Source organism: Puniceispirillum sp. (SeqCode) (genome assembly GCF_965657105.1).
Lineage (GTDB): Bacteria > Pseudomonadota > Alphaproteobacteria > Puniceispirillales > Puniceispirillaceae > Puniceispirillum.
Window position 1 is genome coordinate 1 of the sequence record NZ_CBFHNB010000019.1, and the last position, 23,391, is coordinate 23,391.

Sequence of the window (23,391 nt, forward strand, 5' to 3'; positions counted from 1 at the left end):
GATTGATCTTTGAATTTATGTGCTAGCCGGTCGGCTAGTGGTTTCAGATCAACTGATTTCATCAAATAATTGTATCACCAAGGCGGCCATAACGAATTGCAAATGGCCATTTCCAAAATTCCCAAATACGGGCACTGCCGTCATGGCTGTAAAACAGAATTTGCGCTTTACCAATAAGGTTTTCGGCAGGCACCATACCAACCGATGATGTACGGCTGTCGCGCGAATTATCCCGATTATCGCCCATCATGAAATAATGATCCTCAAGAACGGTGAATTCAACCGTATTGTCGAAGCTGTCATTATCTGATCGTTCCTGAATATAGTGTTTGGCACCATTCGGTAATAATTCTTCATAAACTTTAAAATCTATTACCGATGAGGCACTTCGCGCTTTTGTATTGCCCATATAGGTGCGTTTAACCTGTTCACCATTGATATGCAGGATACCGTCTTTGACCTGAATACGGTCGCCAGGCAAACCAACAACACGCTTGATAAAAGATATCGAAACATCGGTCGGCTGGCGAAATACGACAACATCACCGCGCTCTGGCGTATCTTCGGCTATGCGTCCGCCAAAAGGCACAATACCAAGCGGGAAGGAATAGCGCGAATAACCATAGGAATATTTCGACACAAACAGATAATCCCCCACCAGCAAGGTCGGCACCATCGAGCCGGAAGGAATATTGAATGGCTCAAACAGAAATGATCTAAAACCAAGGGCAATAGCGCCAGCAATGATTATCGTTTTAAAAAGCTCGCCTTTGCTTTCTTTTTTCTTGGTCATGTTAAATTCCCGTTTGGATCATTGATGCACTAATGACAACGAATGCTTGTGCATAGGGCAGTTCGTCGCTGATCGAAATATGTATTGAGGCCTTATAGCCTTCCGGCGTTAAGCGCTCAAGCGCCGTTTTACACGCACCAAAAAGATATACTCTTGGGGCGCCGTTCGAATCATTCAGCGTTTCGGCCTCACGCCAGCCAAGGCCAACCACGTCAGCAGAGCTTAAAGCTTTGTAAATAGCTTCTTTTACAGCAAACCGTTTGGCATAGAATAATGCCGGATCAGGTCTATTTCGGGCTGATTCAATTTCTTTATCGGTGAAAATACGGGTTTCAAAACGCGCACCAAAACGATCAAGACTGTTCGCAATCCGGCGTCCATCAACCAGATCAGTACCAATCCCCAAGATCATACTGATATACCTTCGCGCGCATCATCCATCAGACTACGCATGCGGCGGATGGCTTCGGGAAAACCTAGAAAGATGCTTTCGCCAATCAGAAAATGCCCAATATTCAATTCTTCCATTTCGGGAATAGCCGCAATCGCCCCAACTGTGTCAAAGGTCAGACCATGCCCCGCATGGCATTCTATACCCTGATTGACAGCATAGGTTGCTGCCGACCGAATACGGGAATATTCAAAATCCCGGTTAGTGTCATCATGACAATAACGCCCTGTATGCAACTCAATAATATCAGCACCAATAGAACGGGCGGCATCAATTTCAGCTTCGCTTGCTTCGATGAATAGCGAAATACGAATGCCAGCATCTTTTAGCGGTTGCAACAATGTGCCCAGCCGATCTTCATTGCCAACAACCGCAAGGCCACCCTCAGTAGTGACTTCTTCACGGCGTTCAGGGACAATACAGGCCGCGTTTGGCCTGACGGCCAGCGCCATCTCGATCATCTCTGAATTTGCCGCCATTTCAAAATTCAACGGCACCGTAATAGCCGCCTTTATCGCATGAATATCGTCATCACGGATATGCCGTCTATCCTCACGAAGATGAGCCGTAATGCCGTCTGCGCCTGCCTGCTCAGCCAATAACGCCGCATCAACCGGATTGGGATGGACGCCACCACGCGCGTTGCGCACTGTTGCAACATGATCGATATTAACGCCCAGCCGCAATCTTGAAAGCGCGGGTGCTGATGATGTTTCGGTCATAAGAATTCCTTAATCCACCCCGGATATGGGGTGCTTATTATATATCCTGATCGGTTTTGTGATCAGATTTCATAGGCGCATCATGCGTCTTGTCTGCACTGGCACCTTTAGGTGCTTGTGCGCGGCGCAATTTAGCCTCCATAAGTCGTTTTGCCCTATGCTGACGCCAAGTGTCAATCGCCCAATAAGCCGCACCATAGGTCGTAAACCAACTGATTGCACCAAGTACAAAGCCCCCAAGCGTTAAAGGTAGCAGAAGATCAGTCGGATGTGATGAAAACTGACTCAGTGAAAGTGATTGCTGGCTTATATCAAACCCCAAAAGACCTAAAATGAACGCTCCAAGTTCATAATCAGCATACCAGATCAACGGAAAGGTCCACGGGTTGCCAATAAAGGTACCTATCGCCGAAACCAGAACGTTACCGCGTGCCAATGAGGTCAAAACGGCCGCCAGAATCAGGTGAAAACCAATAAATGGTGTAAAGGACAAAGCCACACCAAATGACAGGCTGACCGCGATTGAAGACGTGCTACCAGGCATCCGCATAACGCGTTGCAACAAATAGGCAAATAACCGGCGAAACCCACGCTCTGGCCAAATCACCCCCCGCAACTGGGACAGTCGGGTCAGTGGGTTTCTGCGTCTAAACATCAGAAAACCTGAGGGTGGTGAACATTGGTGGATGTAACTGCACAGAAATATTAGCCATTAATGTCCCGCTCCACACTTTCAATATGCTTATTAGACTGCAAAACACCTATGATCGACCTTAAATGTTCAACATTTTTGACGTCAAGTTCCAGCTGAAAGCTGAAAAAATCAGGGGTGCGGTCAATCAGGTAAATATTAGAAATGTTACCACCTTGCTGACCAATGACTGTGGTCAAGGCGGCCAAGCTGCCCGGCACATTGGACAAGACTGTTTTTAACCGCCCAGAAACACGCTTTGGCCCTTCACGTTCCCATTCAACATCAATCCATAATTCAGGTGTATCGTTAAATTTGGATAAAGTGTCACATCCAATCATATGCACCGTGACACCTTTGCCAGTAGTGAAAATACCAACCACATCATCACCTGGCAACGGATGACAACAGCGCCCCATAATGATCGCCGTTCCCGAATTATCACCTTTTATTTTAAGCGCCACTGTTTGTTTTTTGGCGGCTTTAGCGTTTTTGCTACTGTTTTTGTCTTTTACGGAAACTGCTGCATCAGGATGTACAGTTTCAAAAATTGTCAAAGCCGAAATTCGGCCTTCGCCAACCTGAGCAAACAAATCATCGATTTTGGTTGAACCAAGTGCCGTTAAATAATTTTCGATGGCTGACTGACGAAAAGGCTTACCATTTTCACGAAAGGTTTTCTGTAGCATCGCTTTGCCAACCCGGCTGAATTCGACAATACGCTCAGCCCGCAAAAAGCGCCTTATGCCAGACTTGGCGCGCCCAGTTTTGACAAATGCCTCCCACTCGGCACGTGGGCGTGCGTTCTCATCAGTGTGGATATCCACCTGATCACCATTTTCAAGCTCGGTAGCAAGCTGACGATTTTTACCGTTAATGCTTACGCCATTACAGGTAATACCAATTTTTGTATGAACGGCAAATGCAAAATCCACCGCCGTTGCTCCTCGCGGCAAGGCAATTAAATCTCCACGGGGGGTGAAACAGAACACCTGATCACGATATAAATCCATTTTCGTATGTTCAAGAAATTCATCAGCACCTGCTTCTTCATCCAAAATAGAAACAAGCTCATTTATCCATTTTATTTTTTTGAAGCTATCTACTTCTTCTTTGGTTTTATAACTCCAGTGAGCTGCGACGCCATTTTCAGCATATTCATGCATTGATGGCGTCCGTACCTGAATTTCAATTTTGTGATTTTCAGGACCAATAACGCCTGTATGAAGCGACTGATAGCCGTTGCGCTTCGGCGTTGAAATATAATCTTTAAAACGCCCCATAACCGATGGATAGGTGCCATGAACAGCACCAAGCGTTTTGTAGCAACTTTCAACATCAGGCACCAAAACACGAAAAGCCATTATATCTGCAAGCTGATCCATGGTGACTTTTTTATGCTGCATTTTACGCCAGATTGAATAAGGCGTCTTTATCCGCCCGGTGACGCTACATTCGATGTCATGGCGCTCAACAACATGCTGAAGCTCAACACTGATAGTTGGAATGATAAGTTCTGTTTCTGTAACTAGATATTCAAGACGATTTTTAATGGTTTCCTGCATTTCCGGATTTAGCACACCAAAAGCATAGTCTTCTAATTCATTCTGGATATTGGTAACGCCAATCCGTTCAGCAAGTGGGACGTAAATTTCCATTGTCTCACGGGCAATGCGTGTTCGTTTTTCCGCTTTTGGAATGAAGGATAAGGTGCGCATATTATGCGTACGGTCGGCAAGCTTAACCAGTAGCACTCTGACATCTTCGCTCATCGCCAAAAGTAGTTTACGAAAATTTTCTGCCTGGGCTGTGCTTTGACGATTTTGTTCACCAATACGGCTGAGTTTGGTAACACCATCGACAAGCTGGGCAACGCTTCCGCCGAATGTCGCTTCGATGGTATCAAGAGAAACGTCACAATCCTCTACAGTATCATGCAAAAGTGCCGTTATGACCGTATCAAGGTCAAGACCCATCCCCGCCAGCATATTGGCCACGGCTACAGGATGCGTGTAATAGGCCTCACCCGAAGCGCGCAACTGCCCATCATGCGCGCTCTTGCCAAAATCAAAAGCCCGCATCAAGATGTCGCCATCGCCCAAAGTGCCATAGCGTTGCATAGTGTTTTTTATCTGAACTGCAGTTTCAATCATCCAAAATCCCACCGATGCTCAAGATGCCAGCATCCTTTTGGGCTGTATGAATGATGCGGGCTAGCTTAATCCTCGCCCTGTAATTCGGTAAGGTCAACATCTTCAAAGCCAGTTTCTTCCAGCTCTTCGCTACTGCCGATTTGCATACCGCTTTCCTGAGCCTCATCATCACTGTAATCGCCAACCATTTCAGATAGGTCAACTTCAGCAGCGATAGCAGCATCATCGTGCGTTTCCTGTTCTTCACGAACAGAAAGGCGCTGTAATTTCTTGATCAAACCTTCAGAAAGCACATCAAGATCGACAGTTTCTTCGGCAATTTCACGCAGGGCAATGACCGGATTTTTATCATTATCCCGATCAATTGTCGGAATATCGCCTTTTAGAATACCGCGCGCGCGCTGACCAGCTGTCAAAACAAGCTCGAAACGGTTAGGAATCTTTTCAATACAATCTTCAACGGTGACACGTGCCATTCAGGTCTCCACGATTGGCGGCTAAAGCCAGCTCAAAAATTAATAATCAATGGATGTTTACAGGAATTAAAAAAAACCCGCAAGTCCTTGTTCAGCGTATAATTATGACACTGGTCGAATTATCTGATCATCTGGCAAAGCATCGATCAATGTCTGGATAGGTTCACCAGTCACCGGATGAACCCAATCAGGCGCTAAATCCTGAAGGGGGAGTAAAACAAAAGCGCGTAGGTGCATACGCGGATGGGGTAAAAGCAAAGATGGATCATCACTGTGCATACCGCCGAAATCCAGTAGGTCTATATCCAGAACACGGGCTTCGTTGCGAATGCGTCTTTGTCGTCCGAACTGCGCTTCAACCTCATGCAAGGTTGCCAATGTTTCGGCAGCATTACGCGATGTGGTGGCATGAATAACGGCATTTTTAAACCATGGTTGATCAGACACCGGCACCGGAGCCGACTCAAACCAGCGGGACATTTTAACTATATCAATGTCATAGCTGGACAGATCATCAAGCGCGGCCTCACACCCCGCTTGAGGACTGGTAAAGCCCGCAGGCGTTAAATTAGCGCCAATGCCCAAATATATGTCGGTTTTCTGCATGTTCATCCCTAAAAGGTAGCAGCCAAGCACATCATGCCTTAAAAAGGTTTAGAACATGAATATGACGCCGTTATAGGCAAGTTGAATATATAAGTCGCTTTATTTTTTTATAAAAAACGCGGCTTTTATGCATTTATTATTAGCATTAAATTACGAATAGCTTTTATTCTTAATTATTATTTTTAAAAAATTTATTAAAGGAATTTTTCACATGGATAAAACAGCATTATTTATTGATGGATCTAACTTTTATGCTTCCGCCCGTGGGCTTAACCTAGATATAGACTTTGCGCGCATGCGCACCCATTTTGCCAAAGACAACAATCTCATCCGTGCTTATTATTATACCGCCATTCCCGAGGATCAGGAATTTTCCTCGCTTCGGCCGCTGGTCGATTGGTTGGATTATAATGGTTATGCCGTGGTCAGCAAATTAACCCGTGAATTTATCGATGAAGAAACCGGAAAACGACGACTTAAAGGCAATATGGATATGGAATTGGCACTCGATATGCTAAAGCTGGCACCGCATATAGACCATGCCATTTTGTTTTCTGGCGATGGCGATTTCTGTCGTCTGCTCGAAGATGTTCAAGCACTTGGTGTCCGCACAACGGTGGTATCAACCAATAAGACATCCCCGCCGATGGTTGCCGACCAGTTGCGTCGCATGGCTGATATCTATATCGATATGGCCGATATTGCGGCAGATATTTCCAAAAATAGTTCAAAAGCGCCAGTCAAAGCGACAAATGTCGCCTAGCCTTTCGACCTTTACGCCGCCGCCAGCTGATTGCGCTTTATGCCCACGGCTGTATGACTATTTGCAAACATATGCCAAAACACATCCTGAATGGCATAATGCGCCTGTTGATGCGATGGGGTCATTGAAAGCGCGGATTTTGATCGTTGGTCTGGCTCCTGGCTTAAAAGGCGCAAATGCAACTGGTCGCCCTTTTACCGGCGATTCAGCAGGCGGATATCTATTTGAGATGCTAGGACGATTTGGGATGGCGCATGGGGCATATGGCGGTCATGCGAATGACGGCATCAGGCTTGACGATGTCCGGATCACCAATGCAGTGCGATGCGTGCCCCCGCAAAATAAACCAACCGCGGCTGAAACGCATAACTGCCGCCGCTTTCTTGTCGGTGAAATTATGGCCATGCCCAATCTCAAGGTAATACTGGCACTGGGTCGACTGGCACATGATGCGGTTCTGCGCGCAACAGGATATCGATATGCGGAATATCCATTTACACATGCCAGCCATTATCAGATCAACAGCAAGATGGCCGATGGTAAAGCGCGCAAGATACAGCTAATCAGTTCGTATCATTGCTCACGATACAACACCCAGACTCGGCGTTTAACTGATGGTATGTTTTCACAAATTTTCAATATGATGGAAAATGAAATTAATTAAGAATATTAATTTTTACCGCGCAAAAGTCGGGCTTTGTCACGGCCCCAGTCGCGATCCTTTGCCGCCTGGCGTTTGTCCTGTTTCTTTCGGCCTTTGGCAAGGCCAACCGAAATTTTAGCCACGCCTTTATCATTAAAATAAAGGCTAAGCGGCACAAGTGTCATGCCTTCGCGCCGGATCAACCCCAGTAACTTGTTACGCTCACGTGTCTTGACCAACAATTCACGAGGTCGCTTGGGTTCGTGATTAGCCCGTGCAGGTTCGTAAATAGGAATATTGGCATTGAACAGCATCAAGCGACCACTATCCTCACCCGCATAGGATTCGGCAATGCTGGCACGCCCTGTCCGCAACGATTTGACCTCACTGCCAAGCAGAATCAACCCAGCCTCAATACGGTCTTCGATTTCATATTCATGGCGCGCTTTTCGGTTTTCAGCGATGCGACCCGTTGATATGTGCCCAGAGGCCATTTGATTTACCTAACTGGATAGATGACTAATTCAACAAACCCGCGCTTCGCAAGGCGGCTTTTACCTGTGCCTTGCTGGCTTCGGCAATTTCGCATAATGGCAAACGCGTATCTGCTGAACAGATGCCCAAAAGTTCTGCCGCATATTTGACTGGCCCCGGGCTCGCTTCGCAGAACATGGCATCATGCACTGGCATCAAACGCGCATTGATGATCTGTGCGGTTTTGATATCGCCAGCCTGCCACGCCTGATGCATTTCAGCCACTAACTGAGGGGCGATATTGGACGTAACCGAAATCGCACCGTGACCACCTGCGGCAAGATAAGGCAAGGTGGTCGCATCTTCTCCCGACATCTGGGCAAAGCCATTACCCAGCAATGTTTGTAGCTTTGTTGGCCGTGCCACATCGCTGGTCGCGTCTTTAATGCCGCAGATATTGCTGAAATCCTTGGCCATTCGGCATAGATTATCATCGCTCACCCGCACGATTGAACGGCCGGGGATATCATAAATGATGACCGGCACGTCAACCGCCGAGGCAACGGCTGTGAAATGGCGATAAAGCCCCTCTTGCGTGGGCTTATTGTAATAGGGGCTGACAATCAACACCGCATCTGCACCCGCATCTGCACCATGTTTAGCCAGACGCACGGCTTCGGCTGTACTATTTGATCCAGCGCCCGCAATGATAGGCACACGGCCTGCTGCCTGTTCTATACATAACTCAACAACACGATCATGCTCTTCATGCGACAAGGTTGGGGATTCACCGGTAGTGCCGACAGGCACCAAACCATTCGTGCCGCTTTCGATCTGAAAGTCCACAAGTTTACGGAACGCAGCTTCATCAATTTTACCATTGGCAAAAGGCGTGATAAGCGCTGTGTATGAACCGGCAAATTGCGGTGATGTGGCGGAACTAGTCATCTGATGATCCTTTATGTTAACAAGCCACCAAAATAGGCGTGCAACGCGGCAAACTCAAGTGCCTAAAACAAACTAAGGCGATTGATAGGCTAACCGCTTGCACCCATGACCTATTATTCCTAGGGTGTATCCTGATTTTGACCTCATCCTGTCGGAGCATGATCATGACAGACACCAAAGCGGCTATCGAACAAACAGCTGACGCGGCCTTGCATATAACCGCAAAAACGATTGCCGATGCTGCGATCCGCATCGCGCCTCACACGATTCAGACCCCCTTAATGGAATCGCCTCTTTTAAATAAGTTGCTGGGTATAAGGCTGCTGGTAAAAGCCGAATGTTTGCAACATACCGGCGCCTTTAAATTACGCGGTGCCAGTAATGTGATCTGGTCACTTGGTGATACGGTCAAGCATGTCGTTGCCTATTCAAGCGGCAATCACGCTCAAGGCGTTGCCCGCGCTGCCGCCAGCCGCGGCATCAAAGCCACAATCGTGATGCCCGAAGACGCGCCAGCAAACAAAGTTGAAGGGACGCGCGCCTTTGGTGCTGAAATTGTCTTTTATGACCGCTATTCGCAAAATCGCGAGAAAATAGGCGAAGCCATAACCAAAACACATAATGCCGAACTTGTGCGCCCTTATGAAGATGTGCGCATCATCGCCGGACAAGGCACCGTCGGGCATGAAATCGCCGCGCAATGTGCAGCCATGAATATCACCCCCGACGCCTTGCTATGCTGTTGCGGTGGCGGCGGATTGATCGCCGGAACAAGCATAGCCGTAAAAGCCGCCTTTCCAGATATTGATATCTGGTCTGCCGAGCCAGCCTTTTATGACGATACCAAGCGATCACTGGAAAGCGGCACAATCCAGACCGCCGATATATCCAAAAAATCGATCTGTGATGCGATTGTGACTCCACAACCTGGCGAAATGACCTTTGCAATCAATCGCAAAAATCTGAGCGGTGGTGCCGTTGTCAGCGACGAATTGGCTTTAAAGGCGATTGCAACTGCATTTAAGTATCTGAAGATCATTATTGAGCCAGGCGGTGCCGTGGCATTGGCGGCGGCTTTGGATGGACAATATCCAGCTGGTGCCAGAACCGTTATTGCCGTGGCATCAGGCGGCAATATTGATGACCAGATGTTTGCCCGCGCGCTTGACGCGGGTGCGGTGATCTAGCTACGCATCCGCCCTGCATTAGCATCAAATAACGGTGCCCGCTGTAATCGGGCATCCAGCTGTTCACTGAGCAGTTCTATCTGCCAGCCATCAGTATGATCGGCAAGCTCCTTTGGCACATAACCTTGCGCCATTGACACACCCGATGCGTGCGCAAAACCACCCGATGTTACCCAGCCGACAACCTTGCCTGCATGTGAAATGGGCTCATCGCCAATAACATCAGCATCTTTGGCATCAACAACAAAGCTGCATAAACGTAATTTTCCGCCAGATTCACGTTCAGCACGCGCCGCAGCCTTACCTATGAAATCTGCGTCCTTATCGTAGGCAACAAAACGGTCAAGTCCGGTTTCAACAGCCCCATAAATAGGCCTGAATTCGCGTCCCCATGAACCAAAATTCTTTTCCAGTCGCAAGGCGTTCAAGGCACGAGCGCCGAATAATGTGATGTTATGATCTGCACCTGCCAACATGAGTTGGTCATATAGATTAGCCAGATATTCAGGTTTAACCCAAATTTCATACCCAAGATCACCTGTATAGCTGACCCGCCCAACAATAGCTGGCACCATACCTATGTCCATTTTGCGCACCGACATAAACGGCATGGCCGCGTGGGATACATCATCAAATGTGCAAGCCTGCAAAACATCACGCGACTTTGGTCCAGCAAGCGTCAGACCAACAAGCCCAAGATTATGCGATGTAACCGTCACCGATCCGTCTTTTGGTATATGCGCCATAAACCAGCGCATATGATAGTTTTCGGCAATCCCAGACCCGATAATCAGAAACTCATCTGTAGCCAGACAAGCGAGGGAAAAGTCACCTATGACCTTGCCATCTTCTTTCAGCATTGGCGCCAATGTCATGCGACCCATCGGTGGCATCTTGCACGCCAGCATTCTATCCAACCATACATGCGCACCACTACCTTTTACGCTATATTTGGCAAATCCCGATATATCACCTAAACCAACAGAGTCCCGAACGCCGCGAGCCTCGGCACCAATATGTTCAAAATCGGTTGACCGACGCCACGAAAACTCATCCTTCACCCCTTCGGGGGCATACCATAGCGGCACTTCCAATCCATAGGCCGCGCCAAATTGAGCGCCAGCGGCCTTTTGCCTGTCATAGATGCTTGTGGTAAGCAAGGGACGGCCTGCTTCCAATTCTTCATTAGGATAACGGATAGAAAAACGCCGTGAATAATTTTCACGCACACGCGCATTTGTGTAAGCCATATTCGTATAATCACCAAAGCGGCTGATATCCATCGCCCAGACATCAAAGCCTGGATCACCATTAACAATCCAGTTTGCCAGCGCCAGACCAACCCCACCGCCCTGGCTAAATCCAGCCATAACAGCACAAGCAGACCAATAATTCGTCATGCCCTTGACCGGCCCGACAAGCGGATTGCCATCCGGTGCAAAAGTGAACGGCCCATTGATGATCTGCTTTATGCCCGCGCGTTCAAAAGCCGGAAAATGCCGGAAGCCAACTTCTAATGATGGCGCTATCCGATCAATATCAGGCTCAAGAAGCTGATGCCCAAATTCCCATGGTGTTTCGCGTTCTGACCACGGCACACAGGCTTTTTCATAAGTTCCCATCAGCATGCCGCCACGTTCCTGACGCACATAGATTTCACCGTCAAAGTCAACAGCATGGATAACTTCAGACCCCGTTTTGGCGTTTGCTTCGGCGACTTCGGGCATATCCTCGGTTAACAGATACATATGTTCCATGGCCAATACGGGCAATTCCAGGCCCACCATACGGCCAACTTCTCGCGCCCATAATCCGGCAGCATTAACAATATGTTCTGCCTTGATTGTGCCTTTGTCAGTTATCACATTCCATGTGCCGTCTGTTTCCTGTGACAGCGACTCAACCTTTGTATGCGTATAGAACTCTGCCCCATTCTTTCGTGCAGACTTTGCATAGGCATGGGTCACGCCATAGGGATCGACATGTCCTTCAATAGGATCATACATAGCCCCGACAAACTGGCTTGGATCAATAAGCGGCAATAATTCATGGGCGCGTTCAGGGGTGATAATTTCAAGATCATCCATACCAAGATATTTACCCTTGGCATAAACGCCCTTTAACCAGTCAAAGCGTTCTTCGGTAGCTGCCAGCATGACGCCACCTGTCATATGCATGGTGATATCCTGACCCGATAGGTCTTCAATTTCCTGATATAGCTCAATCGTATATTGTTGCAGCTTGGCAACATTCGGATCGCCGTTAATCGTATGCATACCACCCGCCGCATGCCATGTAGATCCGGACGTCAATTCCGAACGTTCGAGCATGATTACGTCGCGACATCCCAACTTGGTCAGGTGATACAGAACCGAAGCCCCGACGACACCACCGCCAATAACAACTACTTTTGCTTGTGTTTTCATGTTTGTTCAATTCCGTTCATATATTATTATATTATTTAAAAGTCTGTGGGCGCGCCACCTTCAGCCTTGCGCCTATTTACAAACGCAAGTAATTCTTCATGCCTGTCGTCAGGCATTGGCGGTGCCTGAAAATTGGCGATGATATCTTTGAATAATTTATGGGCGCGTTCAGGCGTTCTGATCGCACCAGCAGCTTCCCAGGCTTCAAAATTTCGCCAATCACTGACAAACGGTTCATGAAATGCGCTTTGATAGCGATCCTGCGTGTGCTGGATGCCGAAATAATGGCCGCTTGAGCCAACTTCCCTGATTGCATCAATGGCAATGGCATCGGGTTGTGCATCCCATATGTCTGGCTCCATGTAACGCTGGATAATCTGAAGCATTTCGCAATCCATGATGAATTTTTCCGGACTGGCTATTAGCCCGCCTTCAAGCCAGCCAGCCGCGTGATAAACCATATTGGTTCCCGATTGTACCGCTGACCACAGTGAATTGGAGGTTTCCCAGATAGATTGACCATCCGGTATATTCGCCGCACAAACGCCAGACGCACGCATAGGCATGTCGTAATATCGTGCCATCTGACCCGTTATCTGGGTTGCACGCATATATTCTGCTGTGCCAAATGCTGGCGCACCCGATTTCATATCAACATTCGAAGTAAAGGTGCCCATAACACAGGGACAGCCGGGCTTTACATATTGAAACAGGGCAATAGCGGATAAGGCTTCAGCAATAGATAAGGTCACTGCCCCCGTCATCGTTACAGGCGCCATGGCACCAGCCAGAGTGAAAGGTGTTACCACCACAGCTTGACCACGCCGGATCATCCGTAACGAACCATCAATCATCGGTTGATCATGCTTTAGAGGTGATGTCGAATTGATGTTGGTATACATATGAGGTTTTGACTGAAACGCGGCTTCACTGAGCCCCGCCGCAATCTTTACCATTTCCATGACATCTTCAATGCGCTCTTTGCCAAGCGCATAAGCATGAGCCACTTTATCCGTCAGTGTAAGCTTGTCATAAATAACATCAAGATGGCGAATAGAGGCATGAATATCGACCGGTTCGACCGGATAGCCACCTACGAAATGAATGCAGTTGAAATATTGTGTAAGCTTCAACAAATTTGCACATTGTTCTCGGGTACCAGCGACTTTATGCCCAAGGTCAAGATCATAGTAATTTGGCGGTGATGAAACATTGCCAAAGAGAATGTGATTGCCGCCAATGGTAATTTCCCGATCTGGATTACGTGGCGTTATGGTAAATTGGCGTGGCACTTTGGCGATCATATCCATGACCCAGTCACGTCCCATTTTTACGTTGGTGCCATCAACCTTACATCCAGCGTCTTTAAAAAGCTGCTGCGCTTCTTCGTTAAGAAATTCAATGCCTATTTCCTCGAGGATATGCATGGCACCATTATGAATGGCGATAACACCATCCTCGGGCAAAGGCTCGATTGGGCGATCATGATTGACAGGCACTCGCCACGGGCTTTGTTTGAAAAGCGTATCACCCCGGCGAGCCGTATTCGCAGCACGCCCCCCAGAACGAAGGCGACGACCAGATTTTACACCATCTGTATTTGACGAATTCTCGTCCATAACGCCCCCTCAACTACCAGCAGAACTCAGCCATCATGCCGATGCATCACATTCATTCAGATACGTAACTTTGATAACCATTTTTTACAGCTGTCAAACATTTCTCGACCAAAACCCAAAGTTTGATAGTGTTTTTTTCTGTGGCATCAGAAAAACCAGCTTATAGCCATTTAATGACTGGCTTACAGATAATATTTATCTATGAAAACTTGTTTTGGCTTTTCATCCAGACAGACCTTCAAGATAATTATGGTCATATTCAATGACTAGCGTTTATAAAGGGATATGTGTTGACCGCGTCTGCCAATATCTATCTGCTCAAGTATAAAAGAACAGCAATATGTTCAGGCCGTATATTCCGCCAGATATTAGGATGAAATTTAATGCCTCATGATATTCATTTTGTTTTAGGCGGCGCACGTTCTGGTAAATCCCGCACAGCTGAAAACCTTGCCTTTGATCGCTTTAAGGCTATGACATCAGATGATGCCCAGCTTCTGTATATTGCCACAGCACAGGCGTTTGATGACGAAATGCAGGCACGTATCGACCTGCATCAGCAACGGCGCGGCGATGCGTGGAAGCTAATCGAAGCCCCGATTGATCTGGCCAATACTGTTAAACTTTATAATAGCCCCCAAATTGTTATGATGATTGACTGTCTGAGCGTCTGGGTTACCAATCTGTTGATAGGTGACCACAATATAAAAGCCGAAACTGAAAAGCTTTGTCATAATCTTGAGAACAGCCAAGCCACAATCTATTGTGTTGCCAGCGAGACTGGATTGGGGATTGTGCCGGATAACGCCTTATCACGACAGTTCAGAGATGAAAGTGGATTGTTAAATCAGCATGTCGCGGCACTTGCAGATCATGTCTATTTTGTTACAGCAGGGCTGATATCAAAACTTAAACCATAAAACCATAAACTTTGTTTATTTTTCACATAATTCATATGAGACATTCATGATTTTTTCTTCAACCGCACATGTAATTGAGATTATTGACAACCTCCCTGCCGCCAATGGTGAGGTCAAAAATCAGGCCTATGCACGGCAAAACCAGCTTACAAAACCACCTGGATCACTTGGCAAACTGGAAACCATAGCTGTCTGGATGGCCGGATGGCAAGGCGTGGAAAAGCCCGTCATCAATAATGGGCAATGTCTGGTTTTCGCGGGTAATCATGGGGTTGTGGCACAAAATATCTCATCCTTTCCAGCAGAGGTAACGGGGCAGATGGTGGCCAATTTTACCGCTGGTGGTGCTGCGATAAATCAGCTATGCGATGAAGCTAATCTGAAATTGACAGTTACCGACATCGAACTTGACCAGCCGACACGTGATCTGTCTCAAGAGCCGGCAATGACCGAAGCCGAAGTTCTTGAGGCTATGAATATCGGTGCGGCTCAAATTGCTGAAGATTGTGATTTTATCGTCGTAGGTGAAATGGGCATTGGTAATACGACCGCCGCTGCTGCCTTGTGCATGGCACGCTTTGGCGGTGACGCCCCGCGCTGGGTTGGCCCTGGTACCGGGCTTGATGACGACGGCGTTGCGCATAAAGCCAAAATCATTGAACAAGCTATAGACACACAAGGCAAAACAGATGCTAATCCGGTGGCTTTGCTAGCTGGATTTGGAGGCCGTGAACTTGCTGCCATTGCCGGCGCCGTTTTGGCTGCCCGGATGCGCTCGATACCGGTAATGCTTGATGGCTTCATCAGCACCGCCGCCGCTGCCGCCCTGACCGCCGATGGCAAGCTTGACGCCCTAGATCATACTGTAATTTCGCATATGTCGGTTGAGCCAGGTCATTTACGCCTTGCCGTTGCCTTGCGTAAACAGCCACTTATCGATCTGGGTATGCGCCTTGGCGAGGCGAGTGGGGGGGCTGTGGCAACCTTGATTGTTCGTGCAGCTTTGGCAACGCACAACGGTATGGCTACCTTTGCCGAAGCGGGCGTAAGCGAGGGATAATGGCGAAGAAACCGCACACGCCCCCGACAAGCAAACAGAATTTAATGAACTTTTCGGTGCTTGGTGACAGTGCATCAGCTTTCATTCTGTTAAGCCGGATTCCTGTGTTCTGGTTTCGCTTTGAACCATCAAAGACCCCTGATTTCACGCGTTCCTTATGGGCATTTCCTCTAGTAGGGATGATTATCGGTGCTGGTGCTGGCTGTATATTGCTCCCTACTATTCAGACGTTTCTGCCCCCCATCGGCGCTGCTATTCTAGCTCTTGGCTTCATTGGCATTATTACCGGTGCCATGCACGAAGATGGCCTGGCTGATCTGGCAGATGGCTTTGGTGGTGGGCAAACAGAAGCTGATAAAAGCCGCATCATGCATGACAGTCATATCGGTTCTTATGGAGTGCTGGCACTGATTTTGGTCAGTCTATTCCGTGGAACTCTGTTTTTGGCGATCAGCAGCCTATTTAATGACGGTGTGATGCTAGTACTGTTCATGGCGATCACGCTAGCCGCCGCACGTGCGCAGATTATCTATCAGCTTTGCCTTTTCCCAATCAGCTCGCACGCTAAACTGGGCGCTATGCTTAGCCGCCCTGCCCTCATTATCGTGATTACCGGCACTGCTTTATGGGCAATCCCTTTTTTCTATCTATTCCCGCTTTTGCCTGCGCTTGGCGCAAGTTGTGGAGCTTTGATCGTATCATTGTTGATTGGGCATCTGGCAAAACGACAGATTTCCGGCCTTTCCGGCGATGTCATGGGTGCCAGCATCATAGGTGCCGAAATAGGCTTTATGACGCTGTTTTATGCTATGTCCACCAATGGTTTTACTGGATAATATATCGTCATGGAACAAGACACGCCAATCACCCGCTTTTATTTTGTCCGACACGCCGCTGTCCAGAAAGTGGCAGGCTGTTTGCCACCACATGATCCCCCTATTACCGATCAAAGTCATGATCTGACTCATTTGCTAGAATCACTACCGATTGGGGCAGATTGGCACATAAGCCCGTTACAGCGCACACGGCAAACGGCCGATCTGCTAATGACACAGTTGCAACCGCAATCGATAAAAATGGAACCTGCCTTGGTTGAACAAAGTTTTGGCGCATGGGATGAGCAACCGGTGGCTGATATATGGAAAGAACTTGAAGACAAGCCCCGGCATAATTGGTCATATATGACCGCAGACCGGGTGCCACCTGAGGGTGAAAGTTTCGTCCAGCAATGTGCAAGGGTTGCTAACTGGTGCCGGTTTCAGGAACAGCAAGACTTTCACTTCCCGCAGATACTCATTGCGCATGCTGGCACCATTCGGGCCATGCTGGCACATATACTGGCTATAGCACCTGACCGTGCCTTGTCCTTTGATGTACCAAATTTAGGCTATCTGGAAGCACATCTGATGCATGCCAGTCACGGCACAAAGCATGCTGGCGGCCTATGGCAGGTGAAATCGCTGCCATAGAGCGATCGTTAAGGTCGTGCTATGCACCTACCCCCATCCGGCGCATGCCACGAGGATCAATCCAGCCAATCGTTCCATCTTCACGCAAATGAACAACATTCAGGCCAAGATGACTAGCATTCCGGAACATCAGCATGTTGGCACCACTTAGTTCCAGACGCATAACGGCCTGATCAACACTCAGCGTTTCAATATCATAAGACATATCTGCAAAAACAGGCACTAGTTCATCATCAGACTTTACATCGTCGGACGCATGCACCTGTTCGCTCGAGGCATATACGCGCATTGGCGCGGTCATTATCGCTTCTTCTTCCTCGCCGACCGTAACTGTATTTCGATGATTTTTTAGACGCCTTTTATGACGACGCAAACGTTTTTCAGCATGTGTCATCGCTGCATCAAGTGCCGTATGGGCGTCGCCAGCCTGGCCAGTAGCTTCGAGCTCGATCCGGCGTGACAAGGCAACACGTGCCTTAACAGTAAAGCCAGACTCAGCTTTCTCGAGAGTTATATGGCCACTGACAGCATTTTGAAAATATTTTTCTACGACACTGTTCAGGGCAGTATGGGCGTATTCCTGAAAGGCCGCACCGGTATCAATATTTTTTCCTGAAATGTTAATTTGCATACGACATATCTCCCTCAATCAAAACGTAACTGACTCACACAAATGAACAGCCACTGAAGCGCAAATATTCGCGCCCATCTTTGCTATGAGGGAGCAGAAGGGCGCTCCAGAATTCCATGGTGACAAGAATAATGATTTGAAGCAAGGGGTTCGTCGATATTTATATCGAAATGGCTGGCGTTGCCCTGAAACCAAGCGAAAGTCGCCCTTGAGTAACCCTGTCAACGCCATGAAGCGGGCGCGCATCTTCACCCGTTCGGTTACTAAAACCCGGTGCAGAGAGTAAAACCATACGTCCAGGTCGATCATCAATGGTTCGTTTCCCCCTGCCCGCGCGATCATCACAGCTAAATAGGCGTGACGCACCACCAAGACAAATGATAATCACGATGTGATGATAACGTTGCCCGTCCCGATGAATACCAATACCTCGTGAACCTGCCGGATAATTTTGAATGGCAAAATCTTCAAGGCGGAAAGGCTGGACAAAGGGGTTTTTTGGCAAAGCTTGCCCCGCCGACCATAAGGACGTTTCAAGATAGGTAGCTAAATTATCAAAAACACCCTCGCGTGGGGCTGGAAAACAAACATCAAAATCCTGAAATGTAGAGCGCCCCTGATAATTGATTGCGCCTTGAGCGCGCCGAAAGTCCTGTTGCTTTGCGGCCATGCGCAGGGTGGCAACCTCAGCATCGGTGAAAAATTGCAAGCTCGTTATCCGCTTTTCAGGTCTGGATAATCTTTGCAATGCTGCACCAAGCTGTTTACCAAGCTGTTTTTGGCGGTTGTAATCATAGTCAAACATGCTGGCTCCCTGGTTCAAAAACCACAGGGCTTTTGCAGGTGGCACAAAGCAATCCCGATTTTCGACGATGGCGCTCAACTTCAAAACAGCCATTAGGGCAGCGCATCATCCAGCGCGCATGCGAAAAATTCAGTGTATGACACCGTGTCGCCGTGCATCCAATCGCGCGGGCCTGCTGTCGCCATACGGCATCATGACCATGATGTGGCCCAACCAGCGCATGTGCGATTTCATGTAAAATCGTATCTCGAATATGATCCATTTCAGCATAGCGAACATAGTGCCGCGATAACGATATTTCTTTTTTGTTATAATCACATTGGCCAGCCCGCCGACGGGCATGATCAAGCTTTATGCGCCAGTCACCAAGACCATGCTCTTTCATCATATCCGTAGCCAGATTTAGGGCTTCGGCATGCGGTCGGTCTATTGTCTTCAGCGTTTCGGGATCATGTTCAGAAACTGTCGGTGCCGGATAGGGGCGGCGTGACGAGGTTTGCGCGCCTGCTTGAACCATCAAGTCAGAAAAAATATCAATGATTTTGTTTTTTCGACGCATCAATGAACCTTCTTAACCAGCGCCAATTCAGTGACTTTCATGTTTGGCAAGCCAGCCAACCACTTTACCAGCTGCCGGAATCCAGACCAGACCCGCCAGCAGATAAAAGACCAGATCAATAAGCCAATGAATATTGGTGATATAATCAGCCAGTGCCATCACCATGCCGACATAGATAATCAACGCTGGCACTAAACCTACCGCTACTGTAAAATGTCGCCATCTGGCCATAAAAACCTCTTTTCTTTTGGCGTCAAAACGCCCCTGAATCTAGCCTAAAGTTAACCAGCGAAAGCATCAACGAGCAATTTAAAGCCCATAAACAGCAAGACACTATGCGATATATGATAGAAAATGCGATCATTCATACGTTTGTTCAACCACCAACCCAGAAAAACACCTATTGGCACCACGGGTAATAGCATTGCCGAAATATGTAAGCTATCGCTGGTGAATAAATCAAGCTGAAGATAAAGCGGTGTCTTTAGCAGATCGATAACCATGAAATAGACGCTAAACGTGCCGACAAAGGCTTGGCGTGATACCCTGTGTGGTAACAGAAACACCTGTGCTGGAATGCCACCTGACAGGGAAATAAAGCTGGAAATGCCCGACAAACCACACCATAAGGCAGCTCGTTGCCAGATACGCTTTTCAACATATTCAACCAAAACTGACAAGGCTGAATTCCTGATGATATCGACCCAGTATTTTACACCCGTAACCACGGCAACAATACCGATCAAGGCTGTCAACACGACGTCGGTAAAATAGTCAAATAATAACCAACCAGCTACTTGTCCCAAGAGGGCAAATAAGCACATGATCGAAACAATTCGCCAGTTACAGAATTTATACCATATAAATAAAACGCCAATATCGGTAATCAGGAAAATTGGTAGTAATACGGCCAAAGCCAATTTAGGTGGCAACACAAATAACATGATCGGCACTGAAGTGGAGGCTAACGCCCCACCAAACCCAGATTTGGCAACGGACAACATCAGCACTGACATGGCTGCCATTACCCAGAAAAGAAATGGCATATCCACCATTATTTCAAAACCGGTCATGATTTATGCTTTCGCGCCTCGACAAAGGCGATATAGCTAATTGATGACATCACAAGAAATGCACCTGCCCATGTCGTTATGGCCGGTACTTCATCAAATAAGATGAAGCCAAAAGCAGCAACAAACAATAATTGGATGAATTTTCCTGATTGAGACGCCCACATAGGCCCCCGAAATGATCGCATTATGGCAACATGTGCCAAGGTGGCCAAAAGTCCGATCAAACATACGCCAAGCCAATGTGAAAGTGTCATCGGCTCCCAGACAAGCAATGCAGGAATGATCAAAAGCAAGGCAATCAGCATCGATAATGTGATGATAATCATTTTGTCATCGTAGTTTGCTTTGAGTTTTTTGGCGATCAATTCAGATGACGCAAAGGCTGGCCCTGCGGCAAAAATTGCCAGCATGCCAATATTAATATCGGCAAATCCCGGGCGCACAATCAATAGAGCCCCGCTAAATGAGACTAGAATTGTGATCATGCGCGGCGCGGTCAGTATCTCACCAAACATCACGGCTGCGCCGATCACAACATAAACAGGAACAAGATTAAGCATAGCATTTACATCAGCCAGCGCTGCATGCAAAACAGCAAAGAACCAAAGAAACACCGCTGCCCCATGCAAACAGGCACGGATCAGAAACAAGCTACGATGATTACTTTTCAAAAAACCAAGGCTTAGCCTGCCAGCAAAGGGAACCAAAATCAGTGCTCCTATCGCATAGCGCAAAAAAGTTGTCTGTGTGGTTGGCAAATCGATCAGCAAAAGACGAACAGTGAGCATCACACCTGCAAACATCAACACCCCAACCATCATCCACATCAAAGCGGCTATGACCTGATTGCTATATGTTGTCGATGTATCGCCGACATTATCAGGCGCGGGTTTCAAACTGTGACCAACGCTGGATTATCATCTGCCCAGAACAATGGCCCGCCTGTATGGGGGGCAAAACCAACACCAAACAGCATGGCGGCATCTGCCATATCCCTGGATGTAACAACACCTTCTGCAACCGCCGTCCGGCATTCAGCCACAAGAGGCGACAGCAACCGCAGAGCAATCGCATGCAACGCATCAGCATCATAGGATGCACGTGGGCGTATAGCTTTTTTATCATCCCATTGATAAAAGCCCTGCCCAGTCTTGCGGCCTATGGTTCCAGCGTTTATCAATGCTTGTAATCGTGATTTGGACGTTTCCGACATGCCAAGGACAAGGCCAGCATCATGGCATACATCAAGACCGATCTGATCCGCTAATTCAATGGGCCCCATGGGCATGCCAAATTCAACAAGCGCCTGATCGATCATATCGGCATTTTCACCATCAATTACAGCGTCGATAGCGGCAAATAAATAGGGAAGTAAGGCCCTGTTCACCATAAAACCCGGAGACGATTTACAGCCGATAGGCAGTTTTTTCATGGCGCCTGATACACACATGGCACGTTTGATCGCGTCAGCATCACTGGCCTCAGTGTGGACAATTTCCACCAACGGCAAAACCGGCACCGGATTGAAGAAATGCATGCCAATTAGACGTTCAGGTTTTTTCAGCACAGCGCCAATATCTTCAATTGGTATCGCCGAGGTGTTAGTCGCCATGATCGCGCCAGTTTTCATTTTGGTTTCGGCATCGGCAAAGATTTTTTGTTTAAGATCGAGATTTTCCGCAACCGCCTCAATCAGCAGATCAGCGTCATGAAGACCAGTGCCTGTGGGATCAACATGCAAACGGTTTTTAGCCATCGCCGCCATATCTGGAGACTTCAATCGGCGATCATACAAGCTATGGGCGCGTTTAACAGCTGTCTCGATAGCCGCGGCATTGATATCTTGAAGCGTAACCGTAAACCCACTCATTGCCGCTACCGCCGCAATGTCGCCGCCCATGACACCTGCACCTATGACATGAATATGCGTAACATCACTTTTACCACGGCCTTGTTTTTTCACCGCATCATTCAAAGCAAAGACACGCCGTAAACCACGTGAGGCACGACCCATCATCAGGCGGGCAAAAATATGGCTTTCTGACGCAATCAACCGAGCTTGATTCGGACTTTTCATGGCAAAAAGACGCAAAATCTCAAATGGGGCTGGCGTGTTGTTTTCGTTAAAACGCGCTTCAATTTTAGCCGTTTCTGCAGCAATCAGATCGGCTGGATCATCAATCAGAGGGTCTGGAAATTCACAACCTTTATAGGCTTTAATTACTTTTACAGCTTCTGGTTTTAGGTCACTGTTATTATTTACTAATATATCAATAATGTTACATGATTGTGCATCCCTAGCGTTAAGTGATTTACCGTAAAGCACCATGTTCAAAGCGGTCGAAAGACCTGCCCTTTTGAACATACGGCCAGTACCACCATAACCAGGCAAAAGCCCAAGATTCACCTCTGGAAAGCCAATTTGCACGGCAGGGTCATCAACGCCAATAATAACATCAAACCCAAGGGCTAATTCACAACCACCACCAAGGGCAACGCCATCAATCAATGCCACAGTCGGGCATGGCAAATCGTCTATGCGCTGAAACGTTTCAAGGGTTTCGTCAATATGGGCTTTGACATCATCTTCGCTAGTGAACGCCTCAAATTCATTGATATCGGCACCAAAAATAAAACCGCGGCTTTTGCGCGAATAAAGCACCACCCCAACTGGCGGTGCATCGCATAGATTCTTTGATATGCCTGCCAATTCATGCAAAACAGCGGTGGCAAGCACATTGACCGATTTGTCCGCCACATCAAGGCCAAGCCAGACAATACCATCATCGTCCAGTTCGACATGCCAATGGTCATATTTAACACTTGTTACATTCATCTTTATTCCAATTTATGAGCATCAGACCACGCCACTGATAACTATTCCCGCCTCACTATTTCATAACGGCCAGTTACATACTGACC

25 protein-coding genes are annotated in these 23,391 nt (G+C 47.7%); 7 read left to right on the forward strand and 18 right to left on the reverse strand.

Annotation, left to right across the window (positions count from 1 at the left end; genetic code table 11):
• Positions 1-61: 61 nt before the first annotated feature.
• The 7 genes from lepB to folK form a co-directional block, all read right to left on the reverse strand.
• On the reverse strand, positions 62-793 hold the full coding sequence (gene lepB, locus ACTF7Q_RS04215) for a signal peptidase I (RefSeq protein WP_438996605.1): 732 nt from the start codon (positions 791-793) through the stop codon (positions 62-64).
• A gap of 1 nt (position 794) precedes the next feature.
• On the reverse strand, positions 795-1,205 hold the full coding sequence (gene acpS / locus ACTF7Q_RS04220) for a holo-ACP synthase (protein ID WP_438996606.1): 411 nt from the start codon (positions 1,203-1,205) through the stop codon (positions 795-797).
• A complete protein-coding gene (locus ACTF7Q_RS04225; protein ID WP_438996607.1) occupies positions 1,202-1,966 on the reverse strand; it encodes a pyridoxine 5'-phosphate synthase in 765 nt (254 codons plus the stop codon). Before ACTF7Q_RS04225 ends, acpS begins: the two co-directional genes overlap by 4 nt.
• Before the next feature lie 37 nt (positions 1,967-2,003).
• Complete coding sequence (locus tag ACTF7Q_RS04230; protein WP_438996608.1) at positions 2,004-2,621, reverse strand: DUF2062 domain-containing protein; 618 nt, start codon at positions 2,619-2,621, stop codon at positions 2,004-2,006.
• 50 nt (positions 2,622-2,671) lie between these two features.
• Complete coding sequence (locus tag ACTF7Q_RS04235; protein ID WP_438996609.1) at positions 2,672-4,810, reverse strand: RelA/SpoT family protein; 2,139 nt, start codon at positions 4,808-4,810, stop codon at positions 2,672-2,674.
• 65 nt (positions 4,811-4,875) lie between these two features.
• Positions 4,876-5,286, reverse strand: coding sequence for a DNA-directed RNA polymerase subunit omega (gene rpoZ, locus ACTF7Q_RS04240; RefSeq protein ID WP_438996610.1), 411 nt, complete (start codon positions 5,284-5,286; stop codon positions 4,876-4,878).
• A gap of 102 nt (positions 5,287-5,388) precedes the next feature.
• Positions 5,389-5,892 (reverse strand): 2-amino-4-hydroxy-6-hydroxymethyldihydropteridine diphosphokinase, encoded by a 504-nt coding sequence (folK, locus tag ACTF7Q_RS04245; RefSeq protein WP_438996611.1) that lies wholly within the window; start codon positions 5,890-5,892, stop codon positions 5,389-5,391.
• 211 nt (positions 5,893-6,103) lie between these two features.
• Between folK and ACTF7Q_RS04250 the strand changes: the two genes are divergently transcribed.
• Positions 6,104-6,655 carry a LabA-like NYN domain-containing protein gene (locus ACTF7Q_RS04250; RefSeq protein WP_438996612.1) on the forward strand — a complete coding sequence of 184 codons (552 nt, stop codon included), beginning with the start codon at positions 6,104-6,106 and terminating at the stop codon, positions 6,653-6,655.
• Positions 6,645-7,319: a uracil-DNA glycosylase gene (locus ACTF7Q_RS04255; protein WP_438996613.1), complete on the forward strand. Its 675-nt coding sequence runs from the start codon at positions 6,645-6,647 to the stop codon at positions 7,317-7,319. The genes ACTF7Q_RS04250 and ACTF7Q_RS04255 overlap by 11 nt, the downstream gene beginning before the upstream one ends.
• A 5-nt stretch (positions 7,320-7,324) precedes the next feature.
• Here ACTF7Q_RS04255 and smpB read toward each other — a convergent pair whose 3' ends face one another.
• Both smpB and dapA read right to left on the reverse strand, forming a co-directional pair.
• The gene (gene smpB / locus ACTF7Q_RS04260) at positions 7,325-7,792 is read right to left on the reverse strand and encodes an SsrA-binding protein SmpB (protein WP_438996614.1); all 468 of its coding nucleotides are present in this window, start codon (positions 7,790-7,792) and stop codon (positions 7,325-7,327) included.
• A 25-nt stretch (positions 7,793-7,817) separates the two neighbouring features.
• On the reverse strand, positions 7,818-8,720 hold the full coding sequence (gene dapA, locus ACTF7Q_RS04265; RefSeq protein ID WP_438996615.1) for a 4-hydroxy-tetrahydrodipicolinate synthase: 903 nt from the start codon (positions 8,718-8,720) through the stop codon (positions 7,818-7,820).
• A 164-nt stretch (positions 8,721-8,884) separates the two neighbouring features.
• Between dapA and ACTF7Q_RS04270 the strand changes: the two genes are divergently transcribed.
• Positions 8,885-9,907, forward strand: a complete 1,023-nt coding sequence (locus tag ACTF7Q_RS04270) for a threonine ammonia-lyase (protein WP_438996616.1) — start codon at positions 8,885-8,887, stop codon at positions 9,905-9,907.
• Here ACTF7Q_RS04270 and ACTF7Q_RS04275 read toward each other — a convergent pair.
• Entirely contained in the window at positions 9,904-12,333 is a 2,430-nt protein-coding gene (locus ACTF7Q_RS04275) for a GcvT family protein (protein WP_438996617.1), read from the reverse strand. The genes ACTF7Q_RS04270 and ACTF7Q_RS04275 overlap by 4 nt on opposite strands.
• Before the next feature lie 35 nt (positions 12,334-12,368).
• Complete coding sequence (locus ACTF7Q_RS04280; protein WP_438996618.1) at positions 12,369-13,952, reverse strand: trimethylamine methyltransferase family protein; 1,584 nt, start codon at positions 13,950-13,952, stop codon at positions 12,369-12,371.
• A gap of 383 nt (positions 13,953-14,335) precedes the next feature.
• Between ACTF7Q_RS04280 and cobU the strand changes: the two genes are divergently transcribed.
• From cobU to ACTF7Q_RS04300, 4 genes are read left to right on the forward strand one after another with little or no spacing between them, the layout of a single operon-like run.
• Entirely contained in the window at positions 14,336-14,872 is a 537-nt protein-coding gene (cobU, locus tag ACTF7Q_RS04285; RefSeq protein WP_438996619.1) for a bifunctional adenosylcobinamide kinase/adenosylcobinamide-phosphate guanylyltransferase, read from the forward strand.
• Positions 14,873-14,918: 46 nt separating this feature from the next.
• Positions 14,919-15,932: a nicotinate-nucleotide--dimethylbenzimidazole phosphoribosyltransferase gene (gene cobT, locus ACTF7Q_RS04290; RefSeq protein WP_438996620.1), complete on the forward strand. Its 1,014-nt coding sequence runs from the start codon at positions 14,919-14,921 to the stop codon at positions 15,930-15,932.
• Positions 15,932-16,768, forward strand: coding sequence for an adenosylcobinamide-GDP ribazoletransferase (locus tag ACTF7Q_RS04295; RefSeq protein WP_438996621.1), 837 nt, complete (start codon positions 15,932-15,934; stop codon positions 16,766-16,768). Before cobT ends, ACTF7Q_RS04295 begins: the two co-directional genes overlap by 1 nt.
• 9 nt (positions 16,769-16,777) lie before the next feature.
• Entirely contained in the window at positions 16,778-17,401 is a 624-nt protein-coding gene (locus ACTF7Q_RS04300) for a histidine phosphatase family protein (RefSeq protein ID WP_438996622.1), read from the forward strand.
• A gap of 19 nt (positions 17,402-17,420) precedes the next feature.
• Here ACTF7Q_RS04300 and hpf read toward each other — a convergent pair whose 3' ends face one another.
• From hpf to ACTF7Q_RS04335, 7 genes are all read right to left on the reverse strand, one after another.
• Positions 17,421-18,032 (reverse strand): ribosome hibernation-promoting factor, HPF/YfiA family, encoded by a 612-nt coding sequence (hpf, locus tag ACTF7Q_RS04305; protein ID WP_438996623.1) that lies wholly within the window; start codon positions 18,030-18,032, stop codon positions 17,421-17,423.
• A gap of 160 nt (positions 18,033-18,192) precedes the next feature.
• The gene (locus ACTF7Q_RS04310) at positions 18,193-18,837 is read right to left on the reverse strand and encodes a hypothetical protein (RefSeq protein WP_438996624.1); all 645 of its coding nucleotides are present in this window, start codon (positions 18,835-18,837) and stop codon (positions 18,193-18,195) included.
• Complete coding sequence (locus tag ACTF7Q_RS04315) at positions 18,830-19,396, reverse strand: SprT-like domain-containing protein (protein WP_438996625.1); 567 nt, start codon at positions 19,394-19,396, stop codon at positions 18,830-18,832. Before ACTF7Q_RS04315 ends, ACTF7Q_RS04310 begins: the two co-directional genes overlap by 8 nt.
• Positions 19,397-19,423: 27 nt before the next feature.
• Entirely contained in the window at positions 19,424-19,627 is a 204-nt protein-coding gene (locus ACTF7Q_RS04320) for a DUF2842 domain-containing protein (protein ID WP_438996626.1), read from the reverse strand.
• Positions 19,628-19,677: 50 nt separating this feature from the next.
• On the reverse strand, positions 19,678-20,469 hold the full coding sequence (locus ACTF7Q_RS04325; RefSeq protein ID WP_438996627.1) for a sulfite exporter TauE/SafE family protein: 792 nt from the start codon (positions 20,467-20,469) through the stop codon (positions 19,678-19,680).
• A complete protein-coding gene (locus tag ACTF7Q_RS04330) occupies positions 20,466-21,365 on the reverse strand; it encodes a DMT family transporter (RefSeq protein WP_438996628.1) in 900 nt (299 codons plus the stop codon). The genes ACTF7Q_RS04325 and ACTF7Q_RS04330 overlap by 4 nt, the downstream gene beginning before the upstream one ends.
• On the reverse strand, positions 21,362-23,305 hold the full coding sequence (locus tag ACTF7Q_RS04335) for a 3-hydroxyacyl-CoA dehydrogenase NAD-binding domain-containing protein (RefSeq protein WP_438996629.1): 1,944 nt from the start codon (positions 23,303-23,305) through the stop codon (positions 21,362-21,364). Before ACTF7Q_RS04335 ends, ACTF7Q_RS04330 begins: the two co-directional genes overlap by 4 nt.
• Positions 23,306-23,391 lie beyond the last annotated feature (86 nt).

Bases quoted from the DNA above. Each gene is read 5' to 3' on its own strand.
- ACTF7Q_RS04230 (WP_438996608.1), bottom strand. From the start codon at position 2,621: ATGTTTAGACGCAGAAACCCACTGACCCGACTGTCCCAGTTGCGGGGG.
- cobT (WP_438996620.1), top strand. From the start codon at position 14,919: ATGATTTTTTCTTCAACCGCACATGTAATTGAGATTATTGACAACCTC.
- smpB (WP_438996614.1), bottom strand. From the start codon at position 7,792: ATGGCCTCTGGGCACATATCAACGGGTCGCATCGCTGAAAACCGAAAA.
- cobU (WP_438996619.1), top strand. From the start codon at position 14,336: ATGCCTCATGATATTCATTTTGTTTTAGGCGGCGCACGTTCTGGTAAA.
- ACTF7Q_RS04275 (WP_438996617.1), bottom strand. From the start codon at position 12,333: ATGAAAACACAAGCAAAAGTAGTTGTTATTGGCGGTGGTGTCGTCGGG.
- folK (WP_438996611.1), bottom strand. From the start codon at position 5,892: ATGCAGAAAACCGACATATATTTGGGCATTGGCGCTAATTTAACGCCT.
- ACTF7Q_RS04335 (WP_438996629.1), bottom strand. From the start codon at position 23,305: ATGAATGTAACAAGTGTTAAATATGACCATTGGCATGTCGAACTGGAC.
- ACTF7Q_RS04280 (WP_438996618.1), bottom strand. From the start codon at position 13,952: ATGGACGAGAATTCGTCAAATACAGATGGTGTAAAATCTGGTCGTCGC.
- hpf (WP_438996623.1), bottom strand. From the start codon at position 18,032: ATGCAAATTAACATTTCAGGAAAAAATATTGATACCGGTGCGGCCTTT.
- ACTF7Q_RS04300 (WP_438996622.1), top strand. From the start codon at position 16,778: ATGGAACAAGACACGCCAATCACCCGCTTTTATTTTGTCCGACACGCC.
- ACTF7Q_RS04225 (WP_438996607.1), bottom strand. From the start codon at position 1,966: ATGACCGAAACATCATCAGCACCCGCGCTTTCAAGATTGCGGCTGGGC.
- ACTF7Q_RS04295 (WP_438996621.1), top strand. From the start codon at position 15,932: ATGGCGAAGAAACCGCACACGCCCCCGACAAGCAAACAGAATTTAATG.
- lepB (WP_438996605.1), bottom strand. From the start codon at position 793: ATGACCAAGAAAAAAGAAAGCAAAGGCGAGCTTTTTAAAACGATAATC.
- ACTF7Q_RS04320 (WP_438996626.1), bottom strand. From the start codon at position 19,627: ATGGCCAGATGGCGACATTTTACAGTAGCGGTAGGTTTAGTGCCAGCG.
- ACTF7Q_RS04270 (WP_438996616.1), top strand. From the start codon at position 8,885: ATGACAGACACCAAAGCGGCTATCGAACAAACAGCTGACGCGGCCTTG.
- dapA (WP_438996615.1), bottom strand. From the start codon at position 8,720: ATGACTAGTTCCGCCACATCACCGCAATTTGCCGGTTCATACACAGCG.
- ACTF7Q_RS04255 (WP_438996613.1), top strand. From the start codon at position 6,645: ATGTCGCCTAGCCTTTCGACCTTTACGCCGCCGCCAGCTGATTGCGCT.
- ACTF7Q_RS04250 (WP_438996612.1), top strand. From the start codon at position 6,104: ATGGATAAAACAGCATTATTTATTGATGGATCTAACTTTTATGCTTCC.
- ACTF7Q_RS04315 (WP_438996625.1), bottom strand. From the start codon at position 19,396: ATGCGTCGAAAAAACAAAATCATTGATATTTTTTCTGACTTGATGGTT.
- ACTF7Q_RS04325 (WP_438996627.1), bottom strand. From the start codon at position 20,469: ATGACCGGTTTTGAAATAATGGTGGATATGCCATTTCTTTTCTGGGTA.
- rpoZ (WP_438996610.1), bottom strand. From the start codon at position 5,286: ATGGCACGTGTCACCGTTGAAGATTGTATTGAAAAGATTCCTAACCGT.
- acpS (WP_438996606.1), bottom strand. From the start codon at position 1,205: ATGATCTTGGGGATTGGTACTGATCTGGTTGATGGACGCCGGATTGCG.
- ACTF7Q_RS04310 (WP_438996624.1), bottom strand. From the start codon at position 18,837: ATGTTTGACTATGATTACAACCGCCAAAAACAGCTTGGTAAACAGCTT.
- ACTF7Q_RS04235 (WP_438996609.1), bottom strand. From the start codon at position 4,810: ATGATTGAAACTGCAGTTCAGATAAAAAACACTATGCAACGCTATGGC.